2 protein-coding genes and 4 pseudogenes are annotated in these 4818 nt (G+C 63.3%); 4 read left to right on the top strand and 2 right to left on the bottom strand.

Annotation, left to right across the window (positions count from 1 at the left end):
* The first annotated feature begins 556 nt into the window (after positions 1 to 556).
* Both CF68_RS08935 and CF68_RS37665 read left to right on the top strand, forming a co-directional pair.
* On the top strand, positions 557 to 1069 hold the full coding sequence (locus CF68_RS08935) for a hypothetical protein (protein ID WP_152548475.1): 513 nt from the start codon (positions 557 to 559) through the stop codon (positions 1067 to 1069).
* A 169-nt stretch (positions 1070 to 1238) separates the two neighbouring features.
* Positions 1239 to 1355 (top strand): annotated as a pseudogene (locus CF68_RS37665) (DNA-binding protein); the annotation flags it as partial.
* A gap of 10 nt (positions 1356 to 1365) precedes the next feature.
* Here the strand turns inward: CF68_RS37665 and CF68_RS08930 are convergent.
* Both CF68_RS08930 and CF68_RS38180 read right to left on the bottom strand, forming a co-directional pair.
* Positions 1366 to 2720 (bottom strand): annotated as a pseudogene (locus tag CF68_RS08930) (IS3 family transposase); the annotation flags it as partial.
* Between the two features lie 3 nt (positions 2721 to 2723).
* Positions 2724 to 2918: transposase (locus tag CF68_RS38180; RefSeq protein WP_235205706.1), on the bottom strand; the 195-nt coding region annotated here is incomplete at its 3' end.
* Positions 2919 to 2997: 79 nt separating this feature from the next.
* On the opposite strand from CF68_RS38180, the pseudogene CF68_RS08920 reads away from it, so the two are divergent.
* Both CF68_RS08920 and CF68_RS38175 read left to right on the top strand, forming a co-directional pair.
* A pseudogene (locus CF68_RS08920) lies at positions 2998 to 4130 on the top strand (IS4 family transposase).
* Between the two features lie 90 nt (positions 4131 to 4220).
* Positions 4221 to 4818, top strand: a pseudogene (locus tag CF68_RS38175) (DNA-binding protein); the annotation flags it as partial.

Raw genomic sequence — 4818 nt, 5'->3', positions numbered from 1 at the left:
ACGGGCTCAGATAGTGTGAACACGCCCTAGTGAGACCAGTCGACGTTTGCCGCCCTCCACTTACGGCGCGATGACGCGCGAGTGGCTGACAGTCGTCGCTGGCTCTTATGGACTACAAGCTGGCTATGATCATTGGAAGCTGGTGTAGGCTAGTCGGATCGTTCGCGAGGAGTGGCATTTCTGATTTGACGCCTATTGCTTCGGCAAATGCACTACCAACAGCCATTGGGAAGTACCTATGGCGATTCAGTACTGCTGGATCTCGTCCCCATACAACCGCTCCACGCATCGGCTCGTACGCTTCGCCTGCGAACGTAGCTAGCGTACTGGCGAAAGTCGGTTCAATGATCTCCCCAGACTGCACTGTCAGCCAAGCATGGAGGTTGATCCCGCTGCGCCCCTCCCCGTGCAGTTCGGCGAGCGTAATGCCGGAGCGACTCCAGCGGATAAGCTCGCTCCACTTCGGAGAGAATATTGGGCTGTCATCTTTCCATAGCTGCCCGATAGTCACCCAGACTTTCGTTCCGATTTCCTGCTCTAGGTGTGGTGCGAGGTAGTGACACCATTTCAGGCATTGGCCGGCAGCCATTCCGGGGTCTATTACACCGGCGGCACGAAAGGATGGCTCAATAAAGCTCCCGCCGGCATCAAGGACGTCTCGATCGAGCCAATCTGGATGTGCGACGTTGAATCCATGCGCTCTCGTGAAGCTGACTGCACGCTCGAAATTATCTATGTAGTGACCAATGTCTTCGCTTCGACTTGGGAGAGTATTGTCGCGACGTCGCCAACGCAGCCGCTCAAACAGTCGCAGGAGCATGAGTTCATTCGTATTCGTAAGTCAAAGTCAGGTTTTTTCCCTGGCTGGCGTCGCGGAACGCCGGCAAGACTTTACATCGGCCTAAACGTGGATTCTCTGTACCCCTACGTCGTAGGGGAGGCGGTGATGTACGAGGCTCATGAGGGTCTGCGCCAGTTCGAAATTGTCGTCGCGAACCAGTTCTCTATTGGGGATTTGCGGAATTGCGCGTGGCGCTTTGGGTGGTCTGACATGCCTGCTGCGCTGTAGGGATTTGCCATGCATTTCGCCCTCGAAGTGAATTCCCCGACTTGGCGGGTGCGGCCGAGACCGATTGGGACGCCGCGCGCGCCGAGACCGCGGCCGCGCGCGAGGGCGCGTTGGCGCTCTCCGCCCGGCTGGGCGAGGCCTGCAGGCGCACGACGCCGTGCAGGGCCCCTATGGGGTCACGCCCACCGCCAACAAGCTCTACAGCCTGGTGCGCAAGGGCAGCATGGGCACGCCCGCCGAGGTGCTGCAGGCGTTCTGGCAGGAACCGGCGCGCGTCAAGGTAGATGTCGCCTCATTCATGCAGCCAAACGCTGGCTTTCCGCGCCTGGCTTGATACGGGTGGGCACGGCAATCTCGCGCTCTGGATTGAGCGTTACCGTCCCGATTGGCGACCAATCTCGTGTGTGGCGTGACCAACGACGCGGGTTGTTCTCACGGGCCCGGGCGTACAGCCCATGGCGCGCGGCGAGAATGGTCTCATCTTGTCCGGCGTGGCGCTGTGCCGGGCTCACATAGCGGATGCCGCTGTGGCGGTGCTCGTGGTTGTACCAGTGGACGAAGTGCGCCGCCCAGGTACGCGCCGCAGTCAGGTCGGCAAAGCCCTTGGACGGGAACTCCGGCCGGTACTTCGCCGTGCGGAAGAGGCTCTCGACGTACGCGTTATCATCGCTCACCCGTGGACGCGAATACGAAGGCTTGACGCCCAGCCAGTGCAACATCGCCAGCACCGTGGTGGCCTTGAGCGTGGCACCATTGTCCCCGTGCAGCACGGGCTTGGCCGCCATGGCATGAATGCCCTCGGCCAGCGCCGTGCGTTTGACCAGGTGCGCCGCGTGGTCGGCGTCGTCGCGGTCGTGGACCTCGAATCCCACGATCTTGCGGCTGTACACGTCCAAGCGGGCGACCTCGGCCGGTAAGTATGTCATGTCCCAACACCACAGTTGGCGCGGCCCTGTCGCCACGTGCGTGGTGGGCGGGCGGCTTTGCCGAGGCGCCTTGGCACGCCCGCGGTGCCGAGTCTGTCCATGTGCGCGAAGCACGCGGCCAAAGCTCGATTCGCTGGCTAGGTAGACACCCTCATCGGCCAGCATGGGCACGATGCGCGCTGGCGGCATGTCCGCGAAGCGCGGCTCATTGGCAACCGCCAGAATGCGTTCGCGCTCCTCGATGGTCAGCGCATGCGCGGGCGTGGGACGCTCTGCCCCGGGGCGGCGGTCTCCGACCACCAAGCCATCGTGGGCCTTCCAGCGTTGCAAAGTGCGCACGGTTATGCCAGCGACCTCGCACGCCTGGCGCAGGCGAGCGCCGCCTGCGTGAGCGGTTTCGATATGGCGGACCATCGTGTGGCGATCTTCCAGGCCGATCATGCGTCCTCGTCCTTGTCCTTCGGGAAGATGCCCTCTAGCTTTTTTGAGAGTATCAGCAGGGCGGCGGCTTCAGCCAGCGCCTTCTCCTTGCGGCGCAGCTCGCGTTCGAGTTCCTTGATGCGGCGCCGATCGGCCTTCGTCTCGCGAGGGGTGGCGCGCGCGTCCTCGGGCTCAGCTAGCGCCTGTGTGGCGGCAGTGCGCCACTGCTCCAACTCCTGCGGATACACACCGTTCTCACGGCACCAAGCGCTCTTGCTGGCCTCGTCCATCGCGGCCGTCGCCAGNNNCAGCCCCGCCTCAAATCTGGCCGCCGCTGTCCATGCCCGCTCACGAGCGGGCATGGACATAGCGTCCGCACGCCAGCGCTCGAGGGTGGCCACTGCCACACCCAATTCCCTTGAAACCACTTCCACCGCCGCACTCTCCGGCGGTAACAACCGTGCTACCGCCCGGTCCTTGAAATCCTTCCCGTAACGAGTAATGCCGTTCAGTTAAGTCTGAACGGCATTTTTCTTTGCAGGGGTTGTAAACAAGGTGTCGAGCTGTTAACTTGCCGTTCCGATGCTATCGGAACAAGTCCACGCCACCCTTGAGCTTAGTGAGCCGGCCAGTTTTGCCCGGCTCAGCGAGCATCTGCCGATGGCATGGATCGAGCAGGCGCTGGCCGCCACGGGAACAGCGTCCGTTCGCCGGCGCCGACTGCCAGCAGAGCAGGTGGTCTGGCTGGTCATCGCGCTGGCGCTCTATCGGCACCAATCGATTCCCGATGTGCTGGAGACGCTGGACCTGGCACTGCCCAACGATGCCAACGCCTGTGTCAGCAAGAGCGGCATCGCCCAAGCCCGCGAGCGGCTTGGAGACAAGCCTTTGTTATGGCTGTTCGAGCAGACCGCACGGGCGTGGGTGGCTCAGGATGCTGCGCACTACAAATGGAAGGGCTTGGCGCTTTACGCCATGGATGGCACCACCTTCCGCACTGCCGATAGCCCGGAGAATCGCCTGCACTTTGGCGCCCAGAGCTATGCCAGTGGCAAGGTCGCCAGCTATCCACAAGTGCGCGGTGTCTCGCTCACGGCTGTTCCTACCCATCTTGTTGCTGATATCGCCTTTGGCCGTTACGGCTGCAATGAGATGCTCTATGCCAAGCCGCTTATTGAGCGGATCCCGGATGATTCGCTGACGATCTTTGATAAAGGCTTTCTGGCCGCAGAGATCCTGTGGGGATTGCGCATGGGCGGCAGCGAGCGCCACTTCCTGATCCCAGCGAAAAAGAATCTGCAGTGGGAACTGCTCTCAGGCAGTGCGGATGATGGCATCGTTCAGATGAAGGTCTCCCCTCAGGCTCGCCGCAAGAATCCAGCCTTGCCAGAGACCTGGACAGCTCGCGCGATCCGGGACGAGGAGTCAGAGCGCGTCCTGTTGACCTCGTTGACGGACCGTCGGCGCTTCAAGGCCGCCGATATCCTTGCGTGCTACCGGCGCCGTTGGGAAATCGAAACCAGCTATCGGGAACTGAAGCAGACGATGCTCGGTCCGGCATGGCCCCAGGCAAGCTGCCGGCCCATCTGCAGCGCATGCGCGCCAAACTTCAGTTGGCGATCGTACAAAAACGACGGGGGCGTATTTGCCCCCGTGTGGTCAAAGCCCTGCCTAAACGCTACACCGTCCGGTACCTCAGAAAGGACCTTAACTGAACGGCATTATCCCGTAACGAGCCACTTCTCTCTCTCATCGCCCCCAGGGTTCAAATTCTATCGGGGCGACATCTATTCTGCCGCGGGGGGGAACTGCGCGGGCGCACCCGCGTCACGATCGACCACCCGGACTTGCCCGATACATTGAAGGACATGCCGCCGAGGCCATCCAGACGATCTGGCAGGCCGCCAACGAAGCGGCCAGCAGCTAACTGGCTGCGCTCCGGGCGGAAGCCCGCGACGCGGCGAATGCGGCCGAGGCCGAGCGGGACGCCGCGCGTGCCGAGACGGCCATGGCGCGCGAGGACGCGCTGGGAAGCGGGGCGGGGGGAACTGGAGGCGGCAGGCCGCCAGCTGGCGGAACTGCGCTCCCAATTCTCGACGGAGCTCGAGCGCGCTCGCGAGCAGGTGGCCATCGCCCAGGAGCGGGCCGAGGCTAGCGAGCGGCGCGCGCTGCGCGAGCTCGACCAGGAACGCACGGCCCGCCAGAAGAGCGAGTGCACCGCGGAAGAATTGCGCGGCGAACTGGCGGCGTCGCGGAGCGAGGCCCGCGACGCCGCGGTGGCACAGGCCGAGGTCCGCGGCCAGCTCGAAGCCCAGGCCGCGGCACTCTCAGACCGGTTTGCCGCCGCCGAGCAGGCGCAAGGCCGGCAAGGCGCTTTAGCTGGAGCGGGTGAGCACCGAACTG

Source organism: Cupriavidus sp. SK-4 (assembly GCF_000611125.1).
In the GTDB taxonomy this organism is placed as follows: Bacteria; Pseudomonadota; Gammaproteobacteria; order Burkholderiales; family Burkholderiaceae; genus Cupriavidus; species Cupriavidus necator.
Note: the sequence above shows the minus strand (reverse complement) of the source record. Positions and strands in the feature narration are given on the sequence as shown.